Genomic DNA, 16854 nt, shown 5'->3' with positions numbered 1-16854 from the left:
GCACAAAAAAAGAGCCGCGGTTTCCCGCGGCTCCTTCTGGTCAGCTCACAGCCGGTGGGCTGGAATCAGACCTGCATGGCCTTGGCGACTTCGGCGGCGTAGTCTTCCACCACCTTCTCGATGCCTTCGCCCACGATCAGCAGCTGGAAGCCTGCCACGTCGGCGCCGGCGGCCTTGACCACCTGCTCGACGGTGGTTTCGCCCAGCACGTAGGTCTGGCCGTACAGGGTCACTTCGCTGACGATCTTGTTGATCTTGCCGCTGATGATCTTTTCCAGGATGTCGGCCGGCTTGGACTTGTCCTTCTCGGACATCTTCGCCAGTTCGATTTCCTTTTCCTTCTCAACGAAGTCGGCCGGAACATCGGCTGCCTTGTTGTGCGGCGGCTTCAGCGCAGCCACGTGCATGGCCAGGCCACGGGCCAGCTCGACGTCGCCGCCGATCAGATCGACCAGCACGCCGACCTTGCCGTTGGTGTGCACGTAGGCACCGACGTTGCCGGTGGTGTCGACCTTCACCAGGCGGCGGATCTGGATGTTTTCACCCAGGGTCTGCACGGCGGTGGCGCGGGCTTCTTCCACGGTGCGGCCATCGGCCAGCTTGGCAGCCTTCACGGCTTCGACGTCGGTGGCGCCAGCGGCCAGGGCGGCAGCAGCGACGGAGTCGACGAAGTTCTTGAAGTTGATGTCGTTGGCGACGAAGTCGGTTTCCGAGTTGACTTCGACCAGGATGGCCTTGCCGCCGTCCTGGGCCAGGCCCAGGCGACCTTCGGCAGCCACGCGGTCAGCCTTCTTGTCGGCCTTGGCAGCGCCCGACTTGCGCAGGGCTTCAGCAGCGGCGTCGATGTCGCCGCCGGCTTCGGTCAGCGCCTTCTTGCATTCCATCATGCCGGCGCCGGTGCGCTCGCGCAGTTCCTTGACCAGGGAAGCAGTGATTTCCACGGGATTTCCTCACGAAAGAAAGGGGTTGGGCCGGCATGGTGGCCGGCCCGTATGACACGGTCCTCTCACGCGCCCAAGGCTGCGCGCAGGGAGGGTGGACGCCGGGCGTCCACCCCGGGGCCTGGATCAGGCCTGGGCGTCGTCGCCCTTCTTGGCAGCCTTCTTCGCCGGAGCGCGGCGGGCGGCCTTGTCTTCGCCTTCAGCAGCAGCGTCGGCGAACTCTTCTTCACGCACCGAAGCAGCGTGCGGAGCAGCAGCCTTGCCTTCCAGCACGGCGTCGGCAGCGGCGCGGGCGTACAGCTGCACAGCGCGGATGGCGTCGTCGTTGCCCGGGATGGCGTAGTCGACCAGTTCCGGGTTGTAGTTGGTGTCGACCACGGCGATGACCGGGATGCCCAGCTTCTTGGCTTCCTTGATCGCGATGTCTTCGTGGCCGATGTCGATCACGAAGATGGCGTCCGGCAGACGGTTCATGTCCTTGATGCCGCCCAGCGAGGCTTCCAGCTTGTCACGCTCGCGACGCAGGCCCAGCACTTCGTGCTTGACCAGCTTTTCGAAGGTGCCGTCGGTTTCGCCGGCTTCCAGTTCCTTCAGGCGGGCAACCGACTGCTTGACGGTACGGAAGTTGGTCAGGGTGCCGCCCAGCCAACGCTGGTTCATGAACGGCATGCCGCAACGCTCGGCTTCTTCACGGATGGTTTCGCGGGCGCTGCGCTTGGTGCCCAGGAACAGGACGGTGCCGCGCTTCTGGGCCACCGACGAGATGAAGTTCATCGCGTCGTTGAACAGCGGGACGGTCTTTTCCAGGTTGATGATGTGGATCTTGCCGCGGGCGCCGAAGATGTACGGAGCCATCTTGGGGTTCCAGTAGCGGGTCTGGTGGCCGAAGTGGACGCCGGCTTCCAGCATCTGACGCATGGTGACCTGGGGCATTGCAATACTCCTGATGGGGAACCTGCATTTCCGCCCGCGGGAATAGGTATGCGGGACGCGTGGAAACGCGAGTGGTTCCGGGGTTGGGCTTCCCTGTTGCCTCCGTGGCCGAACTCCTTGCGGAGCACCCCGGCACGGATGGGGGCAGCAGGTGTGGATTCACCGGTGACGTCCGGTGTGGACGGCGCCCCGCGCACAGGGCGGCAGGGCATCCCGAGGATTATAGCCAGATCCAGGGGCGCGGGGCAAATGGCCGGGCCGGGCAGGGATCGGGCGGGATCAGTAGGTGATGGTCACGTTGATCACATCGCTGTAGGTCCCTGCCGGCGGCTGCCCGGCCACCGGCGGCACGCGCCCGTAGATGGTCAGCTGCTGGGCCGCGCCGGTGCCCACGCCGCCCACGGTATCGACGGTGAGGGTGTTGCCCCAGCGCTGGCTGCGGGCGGCGTCGCGGTACAGCTCGTAGCCCAGATAGTAGCTGCTGCCGGCCACGGTGGTGCGCATGCGCCGGGTGCTGGTGCCGGTGGGGTTGTTCTGCCCGTTGTTCAGGCTGACCTGGTAGGCGGTGTTCTTCAGGCAGGTCAGGGTCAGCTGGGCGGTCTGGTCGATGTTGGCGGCGATGCTGCCGCTGACATTGCCGAAGTTCATGGCCGTGGTGACATAGCTGCCGCACTGCGGCAGCACCGTGGCCGTAGCCGTGAAGCTGAAGGCCGCGCTGGCGCTGTTGGTGCCGGTGGCGCCGCCGTTGCAGGTGGCCGGTACGGTGGCGGTGCCCAGCAGGACCTCGTTCCAGGCCCAGGTCAGCACCACGTTGGCGCCACTGAACGTGCTGCTGTAATTGCCCGATGCCAGGGTCTGGTTGGCCGGTATCTGGGCGAACAGCTGGGTGGTCTGCGCGCCGCTGCCGCCGGTCAGCAGCGGCACGTTGTAGGTCATGGTCAGTTCCTGCGCCGGCGGCGTGCCCCGCGGCAGCAGGCCGGTGACCTGGCTGTAGCTGGCGTTGTTGTAGAGCTGGAAGTTCAGGCTGTCGCCGCTGCTGGTGGTCATGGTACGGCCGCTGGCCGGGGGGCCGCCGCCACTGCCGGCGCCGATGCCGACGCAGACCCGCACCCCGGTGGTGGCCAACAGGCTCAGTGCGGCCGTGGTGCAGTTCACGGTGATGTTGAGGGTGCCGGTGCTGGGCGCGGCCGCGCCGCTGTTGACGTTGTTGAACGGCAGGGTGGGGTTGGCGGTGGCCGTGCAGGTGGCCGTGGCCCAGGCCGGGGCGGCCAGGCACAGGCTGGCGAGCAGCAGCAGCGCCAGCAGCCCCTTCATGGTGCCCCGCCTGGCAGGCAGCGCAGGGGCGTGGGGCGCGGCGTGGCGCCGGCGGCCTGCACGTTCGGGGCAGCGGGTAGCCGCACGCTGCAGGCGCCCTCGTTGGTGATGACCTGCAGCACGCTGCCGGCGGCCACGTCTTCCAGATACAGCAGGCCGTCGTAGCCCACCGTGGCCTGGCGCCCATCCGGCAGGCGCGCCTCGCTGCCCGCCTCCAGCGGCTGTCCCGCCGCGTCCTGCAGGGTCAGCCGCAGCGAGGGGCGCGCGCGCAGGTTGAAGGTCACCCCGGTGCCCGCGCCCTGGGGGGGCGTGATCCAGTCCTCGATGCGGTCGGCGCGCATGTCCTGCGGCAGGTCCAGCGTATCGATCGAGACCCGGTTGCGCTGCCACGACAGCAGGGGGCTGACCAGCAGCAGCCCGCGCGCATCGGTCACCCCGATCAGGCGGTTCTCCAGCCGCACCGGCACCCCGCCCACGCCATTCGTGCTGACCACCGCAAAGGCATCGGCCACTTCGCGGGTGGCAAAGCTGTGGCCATCCATCCACACCACGCTGCCACTGGCGCTGCCGTAGGCGAAGTTGATGCCGCTCTGGCGCGAGGCGCCCAGCGCGTAGCGGCCCACGTTGTTCAGCAGGCCCACCTCGGCCAGCCCGCCCAGCCCGTCGTCGCCCTGCCGCAGCTGTGCGCGCCAGCCCATGCCGCCGGCGCTGCCATCGCCCGGCACCGGTTGGGTGATGTCGGCCACCCACGCCTGCGCGCCGCCGTTGCGCTGGGTGGACAGGCTGGCCTGGCGGTTGTTGCCCAGGCTGGCGGTCAATGACAGATACACGCTGCGGTCGTTGCTGCGGTCCAGGTTCTGGTTCACCGACAGGTAGGCCGACCAGCGCGGGCTCCAGCTGCGCGACCAGAACAGGCTGGCGTAACGGTTGTCGTCGCCGTCGGAATAGCGCAGCCGCAGGTAGCTGGCGCTGAGGGTGCCAAGCCGGGCCAGGTCGATGCCGGCGGTGGCCTGTTCGCTGATGCTGGGCGGCAGGCTGCCCTGCAGTGCGCCCAGGTCACGGTAGTCGCCGTGGCTGCGTACGCTGCGCAGGTTCAGGTTGAACCGCCGGTTGTTCCAGCTGTAGCCCACGGCCCACTGGCCGCCGCCCAGGCCCTGGTAGCGGCTGCGTGCATAGGCGGCGTTGACCACGCCCACGCTGCCGATCTGCCACCAGCCGCCCAGCCCGGCCTGGGCCAGGCCGCCGCCGCCCTCGGCGTGTGCTTCGGCGGTGAAACGGTCACTCAGGCCCCCGCGCCAGCTGGCACTGGCCACGGTACGGTCGTCGTAGGCGAACGATTCCTCGCCGAAGTTCTCGCGCAGCCGGCCCACCCCCAGCGACCAGTCGGAAAGGCCTTTGGCCAACAGCTGCTGGGTGCCGTAGAAACTGAAATCCAGGGTCTGCATGCGGCCGAAGGCATCGGTCAGCACCACCTGCGCATTGCCATTGCCGCTGATGCCCGGCTGTGCCGCCAGCTGGAACGGGCCCACCGGCACCTGGCCGCTGTACTGGCGCAGGCCATCCACGTACAGCTCAACGGTCGAGGGCACCACCGCCTGGCCAAGGAAGGACGGCGTGGGGGTCAGCACGCGGTAGGGCTGCAGGCCGTAGTTGCGGCCGATCTGGATGCCGCCCAGGCGCACCTGCCGCGACCAGTCGACGAAGCCACTGTAGAAGTCGCCTACCTCCAGGCTCAGCGCCTGATCGGGAAAGTCCAGGGTCCAGCGCGTGTCCAGGCGCACGCTTTCGCTGCGCCAGCGCCGGTCCTCGCCCTGTTGGTAACGCCGGGTCACCGCGGTGTTGGCAAGGCTGCCGGCGCCGATGCCGAACACCCGCAGTTCCGAGGTGAGCGTCAGATTGCCGCGCCCGTCCACCTGGCTGCCATACAGGTCGTAGTTCAGCAGCACCCCCGGCGAGGCGGCGCTGACCGCCGGGCGCGCCTGCGGCCGGCTGAGGACGGTGGTGGGCAGGGTCAGCTGCTCCAGTGGCACGTCCAGCGTCAGGGTCTGCTGCTGGGCGTCATAGCGCACCACCACGCCGCTGATCTGGTCCAGGAAGACCGGTGTCTGCCCGGGTGCACTGAAGCCGAGCTGGCGCAGGACTTCGGGACTGGCCTGCAGGCGGCCGGCGGTTTCGCTGAAGGGCAGCAGGCCGCGCGGCGTGCTGTTGAGCACGACCGCCAGATACAGCGTCTGCTGTGCAGTGAGTGGCGTGGGCGGAGGCAGCAGGGCATCGGCGGCAACACCGGAGACGTCGGCCGCCGAGGCGGCCGTGGGAACCAGTGCCATGCCCAGCAGCGCGCTCACCAGCGCCTCAGTAAGCCGGTGCGGGTGGCAGCAGCGTCTGCTTGGGCGCGCCATTGAGCTTGGCCGAAATCTGGTCGTTTTCGCGGTCGATCGCCGTGCGTTCCAGCGGCCAGCGCATTACCTGCCCGGGCAGGACATAGCCCAGCAGCCCTGGGTGCACGATGCGCGGGCGCTCGGCGCTGCCCAGGGCAAGATCGGCGATCTGGGCGTGGGCATCGCCGCTGTTGCGCACCTCCACCCCGTCGCGGCCGTCCTCCAGGCGCACCAGGCGGGCCTGCAGCTGCGGCTTCAGCCGGCCGGGCGATGGCGGCTGGATGAACACCGGAATGGAATAGCGCAGGACGAACTGCATGCCAGTGGCACGGCTGGCCAGATCGGGCACTTCGTCCACGATCAGGCGGAAATACTGCGGGGCATCGGGCGGCTGGTTGTCCGGGCGCATCACCCGCACCAGTTGCTGCTGGCCGGCGGCCAGTTCCTGCATGGGCGGGGTGGCCAGCAGGTCTTCGGTCGGCAGCAGCTGTTCGTGGCCGTCCTGCTGTACCCAGCGGAACACACGCACCTGCAGCTTCACCGGCGCGGTGCCGCTGTTGGTCAGCCACAGTTCGCCGGCGCGCTGGCGTGCATCCAGCTGCAGGGTGGTCGGCGCCACCTGCAGGCTGGTGGCGGCGCGGGCCGGTGCCAGCAGCGCAAGGGCGAGCAGCAGCGCCGCGCCGGTGGCGCACCACGGGCGGATCGGGTTCATCGGCACCACCGGTCAGTAGGTGATGGTGGCGGTGACGGTATCCAGGTAGTTACCGGCGGAGGCGTTGTTGGTGCTCAGGTTGCCGATCTGGCCATACACCGTGTACGGCTGCGCCAGGCCGGTGCCAATGCCGGCCTGGGTGTTGGTGCCCGAGGTGGCACCCCAGACCAGTGTGTGCGCCGCATCGCGGTAGAGCTGGTATCCCACGTAGTTGTTGGCGGTCACCGTGGCGTCGGTGTTCTTCATGCGCCGGGTGGTCACATCGTTGGCCGTGCCCGCGTTGGCGCCAGCGTTCAGCGAGATGGTGTACGGGGTCAGGGCCGAACACTGGGCGGTGACCGTGCCCTGGCCATTGGTCGGCGTGGCCGTGGTCGAAGCGGCCGTACCGAAGTCCACGTTGGTGGCCGCGGCGGCGGTGATGGTGCAGGCCTTGGTGACGATCAGGGTCACGTTGAAGGTGGTGGTATCGGCGGCGGCGGCGGGGCCGGCCAGCAGCAGGGCCAAGGCCCATGGCAGGGTGGAGCGGACTGCGGATCGCATGGACAACCTCCCTGACCCGAAGGTCTGTTGAACAGGGCGAGGGCGGTGCGGGGGCACCGCGCTGACGTCAGTATCCCCAGAGTCGAGCCAGTAAGTGTCTGTATTCCGTGAGAAAAATGCGTGGCAAAAGGCCAATCGCATCACGTTTTCACATTCCTTGCCGGAACCGTGCATTGCCGTGACGGCCAGTTGGGTGGCGTTCGTTCAGATTGCGGCCGGATCGGCGATAATGGGTGCCATGAGCGTGAATCTGAAAACCCCGCAGGAAATCGAGATGATGCGCATCGCCGGCCGCCTGGCCAGCGAAGTGCTGGACATCGTCACCCCCCACGTCAAGCCCGGTGTCACCACCGAGGAGCTGGACCGCATCTGCCACGATCACATCGTGAACGTGCAGGGCGCTACTCCGGCCAACGTCGGCTACCGCGGCTTCCCCAAGACCGTGTGCACCTCGGTCAACAATGTCATCTGCCACGGCATCCCCAGCGAAGGGAAGGTGCTGAAGGACGGCGACATCATCAACATCGACGTCACCGTCATCAAGGATGGCTGGCACGGCGATACCAGCCGCATGTACTTCGTCGGCACGCCGTCGGTGATGGCCCGCCGCCTGGTGGAAGCCACCTACGAAGCCATGTGGCGCGGCATCCGTGCCGTGCGACCGGGCGCCACCCTGGGCGATATCGGCCATGCCATCCAGAGCTATGCCGAAGGCGAGCGTTTCAGCGTGGTGCGCGAGTACTGCGGCCATGGCATCGGCAAGGTCTACCACGATGAACCGCAGGTGGTGCATTACGGCCGCCCGGGCCAGGGCCTGGTGCTGCAGCCGGGCATGACCTTCACCATCGAGCCGATGATCAACGAGGGCACCCGCTACAACAAGGTGCTGCCCGATGGCTGGACCGTGGTGACCAAGGACCGCAAGCTGTCGGCACAGTGGGAGCACATGATCGCGGTCACCGAGACCGGCGTGGACGTGCTGACCCTGTCGCCCGGCGAATCGCAGGTCGCCTGACCATGCTGCCGGCGGGTTCTCTGCTGGACGCGCCGGCCGATTCGCTTGACGATCCCGAATGGGCGTCTGCCGCACGGCAGGCGCTGCAGCAGGCCGATGCGCGGCTGTACCGGCGCTTCGACCAGGGCGACAACATCGAGCGGTTGATCGCGCTGCGCGCACGCGCTGCCGATCACCTGATCCGCCTGGCCTGGCAGCGCTGCGTGCCGACCGACAGTGGCCTGTCCCTCTTTGCAGTGGGCGGCTACGGGCGCGGCGAACTGTTCCCGCGCTCGGACATCGATCTGCTGGTGTTCGGTGAATCGTCCGCGCAGATGGCGCACGAAGCGGCGTTGTCGCGGCTGTTCGCCTTGTTGTGGGATTGCGGCCTGGCAGTCAGCCACGCGGTGCGCTCGGCCGCCCAGTGCCGCGAGGCGGCGGCCGACCAGACCGTGCTGACTGCGTTGATCGAAGCACGTCCGATCCTGGCCGACGAGGGCGCGCGCCGCGCGCTGCGTGCGGCCGTGGACGACCGTGAGCTGTGGCCGGCGCGGGCCTTCTTCCTGGCCAAGCTGGACGAACTGCGGGGGCGCCACGAGCGCTTCGGCGACACCGCCGACAACCTGGAGCCGGATCTGAAGGATGGCCCCGGCGGCCTGCGCGATCTGAACACGCTGGGCTGGATGGCGCTGCGCGCGTTCGGCGTGCGTGACCTGGAAGCGCTGGTCGGTCTGGGCCACCTGGGGGCCGATGAAGCCGCTGCGCTGAAGCGCGAACGTGCGGTGCTGGCGCGGCTGCGGTTCGGCCTGCATCTGGTCGCACGACGCCCCGAAGAGCGCCTGCGCTTCGATTACCAGAAGACCCTGGCCGCGCGCCTGGGCTTCGAAGACGACGCCGAGAACCTGGGCGTCGAGAAGATGATGCAGGGCTTCTACCGCGCCGCATCGGTGGTGCGGCGTATCAGTGACCGCCTGCTGCAGCGCTTTGAGGAACAGTTCGATGGCGAAGCGCAGCCGGAACCGCTGACCGTTGGTTTTTCCCTGCGCCGTGGCTATCTGGCCGCCAACGAGGCCGACTGGCCGTGCGGCGATATCGGCCAGGTGTTCGCCCTGTTTGCCGGCTGGGCCAACAACCCGCAGGTGCGTGGCCTGCATTCGTTGACCGCGCGCGCGCTGGCCGAATCGCTGCCGGTGCTGCCGGCCTACGACCAGGCCGACGCCGATGCACGCGAACAGTTCATGGCCCTGCTGCGTGGACAGCGCCCGGTCGACACACTTTCGCGCATGGCCCGGCTGGGCGTGCTCGGCCAGTGGATCCCGGCCTTCGCCCAGGTCAGCGGGCGCATGCAGTTCGACCTGTTCCATGTCTACACCGTCGACCAGCACACGCTGATGGTCCTGCGCAACATCGGCCTGTTTGCCAGCAGCCGCGCCGATGAGCGTTTCTCCATCGCCCATGAAGTGTGGCCGCGCCTGCGCAAGCCGGAGCTGCTGCTGTTGGCCGGCCTGTTCCATGACATCGCCAAGGGCCGCGGCGGCGACCATTCCGAACTGGGCGCGGTCGATGCGCGTGCGTTCTGCCATGCCCATGCGCTGAGCGGCAGCGATACCGAACTGGTGGCCTGGCTGGTGGAACAGCACCTGCGCATGTCGGTGACCGCGCAGAAGCAGGACATCGCCGATCCGGTGGTGATCCATCGCTTCGCCACCCTGGTGGGCAGCCGCGACCGCCTGGACTATCTGTACCTGCTGACCTGCGCCGACATTGCCGGCACCAGCCCCAAGCTGTGGAACGCGTGGAAGGATCGGCTGCTGGCCGATCTCTACTTCGCTACCCGGCGCGCGCTGCGTGATGGCCTGGAGCACCCGATGCCGGCCGCCGAACGCGTGGCCGAAGCGCGCGACAGCGTGCGCGCGCTGGTGCGCGAACAGGGCTACGACGATGCCACCATCGATCGCCAGTTCGCGGTGATGCCCGATGAAGGCTTCATGCGCCTGCGCCCGGAACAGCTGGCCTGGCAGGCGGCGGCACTGGTGCCGATCAAGCAGGGCCACACCCTGGTGAAGGTGCGCCGGATCAGTGTCGATGACCCCGCGCTGGAAGTGTTCGTGCATTCGCCGGACCGGGATGGCCTGTTCGCCGCCATCGTGATGACCCTGGACCGCAAGGGCTACGGCATCCACCGCGCGCGCGTGCTGGACGGGCCGTCCGACACCATCTTCGATACCTTTGAAGTGAGCCCGGCCGACAGCTTTGCCGATGGCAGCAGCGCCAATCTGGAAGTGGCACTGCGCGAGGCGCTGGGCGGCGATCTGGCACGCCTGCGGCCGTCGCGCCGGGCCGTGCCGCGGCAGCTGCGCCACTTCCGTTTCGCCCCGCGCATCGAGTTCCGCGACGAGCCCGGCGCCACCCGTTTCGCCCTGGTTGCCCCCGACCGCCCCGGCCTGCTGGCCGACGTGGCGTTCGTGCTGCGCAACCAGGGTCTGCGTGTGCATGACGCACGCATTGCCACGTTCGGCGAACGCGCCGAAGACACCTTCGTGATCAGTGACGAACACGACCTCCCCCTGACTGAACCTGCCCGGCAGCAGCTGCATGACGCGATGCTGGCCTGCCTGGACCCTGATCGAAACGCCGGAGACACCGCCTGATGGCCACCAAGCCCGCCAAGAAGACCGCCGCCACCGCCAAGGGCGCAGCGCCGAAGAAAACCGCTGCCGCCGCGACGGCCGCCAAGAAGACTGCTGCACCGGCGAAGAAGGCGGCGGTGGTGAAAACGCCGGCGGCAAAGAAGCCGGCGGTGAAGAAGGCTGCGGCCAAGAGCGCCGAGGTTGCCCGTGCCGAAACCATCGCCCGCAAGTCGCTGCGCAAGCCGCAGGTGCCGGGCGTGGAAGAGCTGAAGTTCGGCATCGAGAGCGCCTTCGAGCGCCGCGCCACGCTGACCCTGCACGAGCTGGAAGGCTCGACCCGGCCGCTGGTGAACCGCGTGATCGACGGCCTGGAAACGGGCGAATTCCGTGTGGCCGAGCCCGACGGGCAGGGCGGCTGGAAGGTCAACGAATGGCTGAAGAAGGCCGTGCTGCTGTACTTCCGTGTCAACGACATGGCCGTGGTCGATGCGCGCCCGGCGCCGTTCTGGGACAAGGTGGAATCGCGCTTTGCCGGCTATGACGAGGCGAAGTTCCGCCGCGCCGGCGTGCGCGTGGTGCCCGGTGCGATCGCCCGCCGTGGCACGTACTTCGGCAAGGACGTGGTGCTGATGCCGAGCTTCACCAACATCGGCGCCTACGTGGGCGAAGGCACCATGGTCGACACCTGGGCCACCGTGGGCTCCTGCGCGCAGATCGGCCAGCACTGCCACCTGTCCGGCGGTGCCGGTATCGGCGGCGTGCTGGAACCGCTGCAGGCCAGCCCGACCATCATCGAAGACCACTGCTTCATCGGTGCGCGTTCGGAAGTGGTGGAAGGCGTGGTGGTCGGCCACCACAGCGTGATCGGCATGGGCGTGTTCCTCAGCCAGAGCACCCGCATCTACAACCGCGCTACCGGCGAGATCAGCTACGGCTACATTCCGCCGTACAGCGTGGTGGTGTCCGGTTCGCTGCCCAGCAAGGACGGCACCCACTCGCTGTACTGCGCGGTGATCGTCAAGCAGGTCGATGCCAAGACCCGCAGCAAGACCAGCGTGAACGATCTGCTGCGCGGCCTGGCCGACTGAGCGGGGCGCCTGCATGACCACCACCGTCTACGGCCTGAAGAACTGCGACACCTGCAAGAAGGCCACCAAGTGGCTGGACCGCTTCGGCGTGGCGTACACCTTCGTTGACTACCGCGACCACAAGCCCAGCCCGGAAACCCTGCTGGAATGGGCCGCGCAGCTGGGCGGCCTGGCCGCAATGGTCAACAAGTCGTCCACCACCTGGCGGCAGCTGCCGGACAACCGCAAGGCGGCCGATTCGGAAGCAGAGTGGAAGCTGCTGCTGCGCGAGTACCCGCAGCTGATCAAACGGCCGCTGGTGGTGACCGCCGATGGCATGGTCAGCCAGGGCTTCAGCGACAACGGCTTCAAGGCGCGCTTCGGCGTGGGCGGCGCGTGAGCGCCGTCCTTGACCTGGCCTGCGAGCTGATCGCGCGGCCGTCGGTCACCCCCGACGATGCCGGTTGCCAGGCGCTGCTGGGCGATCGCCTGGCCGCCGCCGGCTTCCACTGCGAGCACCTGCGCCTGGGCGAGGTCGACAACCTGTGGGCCACGCACGGCAGCGGCGCGCCGGTGCTGGTGCTGCTGGGCCACACCGACGTGGTGCCGCCGGGCCCGCGCGAGGCGTGGCAGAGCGATCCGTTCGTGCCGCAGATCCGTGAGGGCGTGCTGTACGGGCGTGGCGCGGCCGACATGAAGGGCAGCGTGGCTGCGTTCGTGGTGGCCGCCGAGCAGTTCGTTGCCGCCCATCCCGACCACCCCGGCACGCTGGCCGTGCTGCTGACCAGTGACGAAGAAGGCGATGCCATCGATGGCGTGCGCCACGTCGCGCGTCTGTTCGCCGAACGCGGGCAGCGCATCGACTGGTGCATCACCGGCGAGCCGTCGTCCACCGCAACGCTGGGCGACCTGCTGCGCGTTGGCCGTCGTGGCAGCCTGTCGGCGAAGCTGCAGGTGCAGGGCGTGCAGGGCCACGTGGCCTACCCGGACAAGGCGCGCAACCCGATCCACCAGGCGGCGCCGGCGCTGGCCGAACTGAGCGCGCGGCGCTGGGACGAGGGCTATGAGAGCTTCCCGCCGACCAGCCTGCAGATCTCCAACATCCACGCCGGTACCGGTGCCAACAACGTGATTCCCGGCGTGCTGGAGGTGGATTTCAACATCCGCTACAACCCGCACTGGGACGCCCCGAAACTGGAAGCGGAGATCGGCGCGCTGCTCGACCGCCACGGCCTGCAGTACAGCCTGAAGTGGCACCGCAGCGGTGAACCGTTCTACACCCCGGAAGGCACCCTGCGTGCCACCGCGCGTGCGGTGCTGGCAGAGCACATCGGCCGGGCGCCGGAAGAAAGCACCGGTGGCGGTACCTCCGATGCACGTTTCATCGCGCCGCTGGGCGCACAGTGCATCGAAGTGGGGCCGGTGAATGCCAGCATCCACCAGGTGGACGAGAACGTGCGCGTGGACGAGCTGGACGCGTTGCCCGGGCTGTACCAGCGCCTGCTGGAACGCCTGCTGGCCTGATCCTGCGCCTGCACTGGCCGGTGCCCGTTGCCGGGCGCCGGCCGTGCTTCATTCCCCGATCACGTCAGCCCACGATCAAACCAAACGCGGCCATGGCTGCAGCCGCCTGCGCATGCGAGATGCGCGCCTTGCGGAAGTGCTTGGCGTCCATCACGTTCAGGCCGCTGATATCGGTATCACGCAGGTCGGCGCCATCGAAGCGGGCCAGCCGTGCCTGCACGTTGCGCAGGCTGCCGCCCTCGAACACCGCATCGCGGAAGTCGCAGCCGGAGACATCGGCTTCGGAAAAATCATTGCCGCACAACTGCGCCTTGCGGAATGACAGCCCGCGCAGGTCGGCGCTGACCAGCAGGCACTCGCGGAACGACAGCAGCCAGCCACCGGCCTCCTGCAGCTGCGCACCGGTCAGCTTGCACCCCAGGAACTGCACCGACGACAGCGTCGCGCGCCGCCAGTGACTGTTGTTCAGATCGCAGTGTTCAAAGCGCGAATCGCTGAGCAGGGCCGAGGTGAAATCCGCAGCCGCGCCACGGCAGCGGCTCCACTGCGTTTCCTCCAGCGAGGCCGCCAGCCACTGCGAACCGCCCAGCGCGCATTGGTCGAACTGGAACCCGTCCATGTCCAGCCGTGAGAAATCGCCATGCTCGAACGAACATTCGTCGAAGCGTGCTGCGCGCGGATGCGCGGCGACGATCGCCTGCATGCGCGCGCGATCGATGGTTTCGCCATGGAAACGCGCCGGGGCCATGTGTACTGCCGTTGGTTCAGAGCAACGTCCATTCTCGCCAACCCGGCGCCGCAGGGGCAGTCTTGCGGTGCCCGCGCGGGTGTGTACAGCGTGGCGGCTATTCCGAGAAATTGAACATCGGCGGCTCCACCGCACGCTGCCAGTACGACGGTGCGGCCATGTAGAAGCGCTGTGCTTCGGCGCGCGCGAACCAGGCCGCGGCGGCATCGCGGTCGCGCGGCACGCCCGGCGCGCCGCGGCCCAGCAGCAGCCCGGCGAAGTACTGGCCAAAGACATGGCCGTGCTCGCCGGCCTGCTGGTACAGCCGCAGCGCCTGCGCCGGATCACGCGGCAGGCCCACGCCACGTTCCAGCACGGCGCCCAGATCCACCTGGGCATCGGCATCGCCACGGGCGGCGCGCTGCTGCAGCTTCACGACCTGCGCGTGCGGCGTGCCGTCCTGCGTTGCCAGTGCGGCCGGCAGGCCGGACGCGCGGGACGGCAGGCGCTTGTAGACCATCTGCCGCAGGTCCCAGCGCAGTGCCTGTGCGGCGTCGCCACGCTGCCGGTAGGCCTGGGCCAGCTCAGCGAACGCATAGGGATTGCCATGGCGGGCGGCGGCCAGATACCAGCGCTCGCCCCGCCGCCACGACGCACGGATTGCCGGTGCGGTGACCACGTCGGGCGCCGTGCCGTGGCGCAGCGTGCCCGCGCTCCAGATCCGCCCCAGCGCCACTTCGGCCCGGGTGTTGTGGAACGTCCACGGCTGTGCGGCGGCCGCCCGGGCGTACAGGTCCAGCGCACGTGGGTCATTGCGCACCTCGAAGTACTCGGCGGCGCTGAAGGCGCTCTCGAAGCGACCATCGCCGGCCTCGCGTTCCCAGGTCGCGGCCAGTGCGGGCGGCGTGCGCGGCGCTGAACTGCTGCAGGCGCCCAGGGCGAGCACGCAGGCCAGGGCGAACAGGTGGGGCAGGGGGCATCCAGTGCGGTGCTGCATTCCAGTGGTCGATCCATGGCGGGGGCGCAGTATGCCGTTGCGCTGCTGTCTGCGGCCTGCACTGGTTGCCGACGCAACTGTTGCGCCCGTCGGAAAAGCCGGGTAGCTTCAATCCCATGTCGATCCGCCTGGCCACCGCCGTCAATACCAACCGCAATAATCTGCGCGCGAATAATCGTGCGCGGCCGATGCGGGACTGCGCCCTGGGTAGATAGACAGCTTCATACGCCCGGACACCAGAAAACCCGCATCGGTCGATGCGGGTTTTTTTGTGCCCGGGCGCCGCCTGCCCGGGCCTGGTTGGCCGGTCGAACACCTTCCCCCCGTGTAATCCCCCACAACAGGAGCCCTCCCATGTGTTCGATCTTCGGCATCTTCGGCCTGCAGGCCGGTGACGATCTTCCCGCCCTGCGCCGCCACGCGCTGGAACTGTCGCAGCGGCAGCGCCACCGCGGCCCGGACTGGAGCGGGGTATACCTGGACGACGGCGCACTGCTGGTGCACGAGCGCCTGGCCATCGTCGACCCGGCCGGCGGTTCGCAGCCGCTGCTGTCGGCCGACGGGCAGCTGGCGCTGGCAGTGAACGGCGAAATCTACAACCACCAGGCGCTGAAGGCGGGCCTGACCCAGCCCTACGATTTCCAGACCGGTTCGGACTGCGAAGTGATCAACGCGCTGTACCGGCAGGGTGGCGCGCCGGCGCAGTGGCTGGAGCAGATCAACGGCATCTTTGCCTTCGCCCTGTGGGACCGCGATGCCGGCCGCGTGCTGGTTGCCCGCGATCCGATCGGCGTGGTGCCGCTGTATTGGGGCCACGATGCGCAGGGCCGCTTGCGCGTGGCCTCGGAAATGAAGGCGCTGGTGGACACCTGTGCCGACGTGGCGCAGTTCCCGCCGGGCCATTACTACGACAGCGCCAGCGGCGAACTGGTCCGCTATTACCAGCAACCGTGGCGCGACTACGCCGATGTGGAAGGGCGCCAGGCCGACCTGGCCGAGCTGCGCCAGGCCTTCGAACAGGCGGTGGAACGCCAGCTGATGAGCGACGTGCCCTACGGCGTGCTGCTGTCCGGTGGCCTGGATTCATCGCTGGTGGCGGCGGTGGCCGCACGCTTTGCCCGCCGCCGCATCGAAGATGGCGGCCAGAGTGAAGCCTGGTGGCCGCGCCTGCACTCCTTCGCCATCGGCCTGCAGGGATCGCCGGACCTGGCCGCCGCGGCGGTGGCCGCCGAAGCGCTGGGCACCGTGCACCATGGTTTCGAATACACCTTCGAAGAAGGCCTGGACGTGCTGCCGGAAGTGATCCGCCACATCGAAACCTACGATGTGACCACCATCCGCGCGTCCACCCCGATGTTCCTGCTGGCACGGCGGATCAAGGCGATGGGGGTGAAGATGGTGCTGTCCGGTGAAGGCAGCGATGAAATCTTCGGCGGCTACCTGTACTTCCACAAGGCACCCGATGCGCGCGAATTCCACCAGGAACTGGTGCGCAAGCTCGATGCCCTGCACAACTACGATTGCCTGCGTGCCAACAAGTCGATGATGGCCTGGGGCGTGGAGCCGCGCGTGCCGTTCCTGGACCGCCAGTTCCTGGACGTGGCGATGCGTTTCGACGCCGCGCACAAGATGGTCGGCGCCGGTTTCGGTGGCCGCCGCATCGAGAAGGCGGTGCTGCGCGAGGCCTTCGATGGCTACCTGCCCGACAGCATCCTGTGGCGGCAGAAGGAGCAGTTCAGTGACGGCGTGGGCTACGGCTGGATCGATGGACTGAAGGCGCATGCCGAAGCGCAGGTGAGTGACCGCGTGCTGGCGGCGGCCGACAAGCGCTTCCCGCACAACCCGCCGCAGACCAAGGAGGCGTACTACTACCGGCATCTGTTCGAGCAGTTCTTCCCCAGCCACGCGGCGGCGGAAACCGTGCCGGGCGGCAAGTCCATTGCCTGCTCTTCGCCAGCGGCCATCGCCTGGGATGCCAGCTTCGCCGCCGCCGCCGATCCGTCCGGCCGCGCCATCGCCGGCGTGCACGAACAGGCCCTGGCCTGATCGATGACCGGTAGCGCCGGGCCATGCCCGGCGCAAGCACGTATCATCGGC

Annotated in this window: 14 protein-coding genes; 6 read left to right on the top strand and 8 right to left on the bottom strand. The window is 68.3% G+C overall.

Annotation, left to right across the window (positions count from 1 at the left end):
* Positions 1 to 65 precede the first annotated feature (65 nt).
* From tsf to AC06FA_RS02820, 6 genes are all read right to left on the bottom strand, one after another.
* Positions 66 to 941 (bottom strand): translation elongation factor Ts, encoded by an 876-nt coding sequence (gene tsf, locus AC06FA_RS02845; RefSeq protein ID WP_478067022.1) that lies wholly within the window; start codon positions 939 to 941, stop codon positions 66 to 68.
* 126 nt (positions 942 to 1067) lie between these two features.
* Positions 1068 to 1874, bottom strand: coding sequence for a 30S ribosomal protein S2 (rpsB, locus tag AC06FA_RS02840; RefSeq protein WP_108764568.1), 807 nt, complete (start codon positions 1872 to 1874; stop codon positions 1068 to 1070).
* A 279-nt stretch (positions 1875 to 2153) separates the two neighbouring features.
* Complete coding sequence (locus AC06FA_RS02835; RefSeq protein WP_478067021.1) at positions 2154 to 3188, bottom strand: Csu type fimbrial protein; 1035 nt, start codon at positions 3186 to 3188, stop codon at positions 2154 to 2156.
* The gene (locus AC06FA_RS02830) at positions 3185 to 5587 is read right to left on the bottom strand and encodes a fimbria/pilus outer membrane usher protein (RefSeq protein ID WP_478067020.1); all 2403 of its coding nucleotides are present in this window, start codon (positions 5585 to 5587) and stop codon (positions 3185 to 3187) included. Before AC06FA_RS02830 ends, AC06FA_RS02835 begins: the two co-directional genes overlap by 4 nt.
* Positions 5541 to 6278, bottom strand: a complete 738-nt coding sequence (locus AC06FA_RS02825; protein ID WP_478067019.1) for a fimbrial biogenesis chaperone — start codon at positions 6276 to 6278, stop codon at positions 5541 to 5543. The genes AC06FA_RS02830 and AC06FA_RS02825 overlap by 47 nt, the downstream gene beginning before the upstream one ends.
* Before the next feature lie 12 nt (positions 6279 to 6290).
* On the bottom strand, positions 6291 to 6818 hold the full coding sequence (locus AC06FA_RS02820) for a Csu type fimbrial protein (RefSeq protein ID WP_199933378.1): 528 nt from the start codon (positions 6816 to 6818) through the stop codon (positions 6291 to 6293).
* Between the two features lie 229 nt (positions 6819 to 7047).
* Here AC06FA_RS02820 and map point away from each other — a divergent pair, with 229 nt between their 5' ends.
* Genes map through dapE form a run of 5 tightly spaced genes read left to right on the top strand, consistent with a single transcriptional unit; the run spans position 7048 to position 13033 of the window.
* Entirely contained in the window at positions 7048 to 7833 is a 786-nt protein-coding gene (gene map / locus AC06FA_RS02815; protein WP_478067018.1) for a type I methionyl aminopeptidase, read from the top strand.
* Positions 7834 to 7835: 2 nt separating this feature from the next.
* Positions 7836 to 10463 (top strand): [protein-PII] uridylyltransferase, encoded by a 2628-nt coding sequence (locus AC06FA_RS02810; RefSeq protein ID WP_478067017.1) that lies wholly within the window; start codon positions 7836 to 7838, stop codon positions 10461 to 10463.
* Entirely contained in the window at positions 10463 to 11530 is a 1068-nt protein-coding gene (gene dapD / locus AC06FA_RS02805) for a 2,3,4,5-tetrahydropyridine-2,6-dicarboxylate N-succinyltransferase (RefSeq protein WP_478067016.1), read from the top strand. The genes AC06FA_RS02810 and dapD overlap by 1 nt, the downstream gene beginning before the upstream one ends.
* 13 nt (positions 11531 to 11543) lie before the next feature.
* Entirely contained in the window at positions 11544 to 11909 is a 366-nt protein-coding gene (locus AC06FA_RS02800; protein ID WP_478067015.1) for an arsenate reductase, read from the top strand.
* Positions 11906 to 13033, top strand: a complete 1128-nt coding sequence (gene dapE / locus AC06FA_RS02795; RefSeq protein WP_478067014.1) for a succinyl-diaminopimelate desuccinylase — start codon at positions 11906 to 11908, stop codon at positions 13031 to 13033. The genes AC06FA_RS02800 and dapE overlap by 4 nt, the downstream gene beginning before the upstream one ends.
* Positions 13034 to 13097: 64 nt before the next feature.
* Here the strand turns inward: dapE and AC06FA_RS02790 are convergent, their stop codons facing one another.
* A complete protein-coding gene (locus AC06FA_RS02790) occupies positions 13098 to 13781 on the bottom strand; it encodes a pentapeptide repeat-containing protein (protein ID WP_478067013.1) in 684 nt (227 codons plus the stop codon).
* A gap of 97 nt (positions 13782 to 13878) precedes the next feature.
* A complete protein-coding gene (locus AC06FA_RS02785; RefSeq protein ID WP_478067012.1) occupies positions 13879 to 14757 on the bottom strand; it encodes a tetratricopeptide repeat protein in 879 nt (292 codons plus the stop codon).
* 354 nt (positions 14758 to 15111) lie between these two features.
* Here AC06FA_RS02785 and asnB point away from each other — a divergent pair, with 354 nt between their 5' ends.
* Positions 15112 to 16803 (top strand): asparagine synthase B, encoded by a 1692-nt coding sequence (asnB, locus tag AC06FA_RS02780; protein ID WP_478067011.1) that lies wholly within the window; start codon positions 15112 to 15114, stop codon positions 16801 to 16803.
* Positions 16804 to 16854: the final 51 nt, after the last annotated feature.

The sequence above is a fragment of the Stenotrophomonas sp. Steno-C17 genome, assembly GCF_056393165.1.
Note: the sequence above shows the minus strand (reverse complement) of the source record. Positions and strands in the feature narration are given on the sequence as shown.